Origin of the sequence: Undibacterium sp. TC4M20W, from assembly GCF_049340245.1 — a bacterium.
In the GTDB taxonomy this organism is placed as follows: Bacteria; Pseudomonadota; Gammaproteobacteria; order Burkholderiales; family Burkholderiaceae_D; genus Undibacterium.
The window spans coordinates 1-484 of sequence record NZ_JBMPPI010000076.1 but is presented as its reverse complement, the minus strand read 5'-3'; the positions used below and the strand labels follow the sequence as shown (position 1 = coordinate 484).

1 pseudogene is annotated in these 484 nt (G+C 56.4%); it reads right to left on the bottom strand.

Going from position 1 to position 484, the window contains the following annotated elements:
- Positions 1 to 484 (bottom strand): annotated as a pseudogene (locus ACO0LL_RS30345) (IS5 family transposase); the annotation flags it as partial.

Sequence of the window (484 nt, the reverse complement as noted above, 5' to 3'; positions counted from 1 at the left end):
ATAGGCTCAGAATCATAACCGCGATCTCCTTGCAAGATTTTTGGCTTTCGCAGAGGTCTTCCTCGTTTGCCTGCGATCGCGGGTATGGCTTTGACCAGCGGCAGCAACTGAGTCACGTCGTGGGAGTTGGCACCGGTCAAGATCACCGCAAGCGGGATGCCCTTTTGTTCGGTGATGAGGTGGTGCTTACTGCCGAGCTTACGCCGATCGACGGGACTAGGTCCCGTTTTTTTCCAGCAAACATGGCACGTACCGAAGAGCTGTCGACGATGGCGCGCTCAAGATCGAGTTGCCCACGCTGGCGTAATTCAGCCAATAGCACTTCGTGAATGCGCTGCCATACACCGGCTTGTTGCCATTGGACCAGTCGCCGCCAGCATGCTGTTCCGGAGCCGCAACCCATTTCTTGTGGCAGCAAGTTCCATGCAATGCCAGAGCGCAGTACGAACACGATTCCCGTCAATACGGCACGGTCATCCGTCGG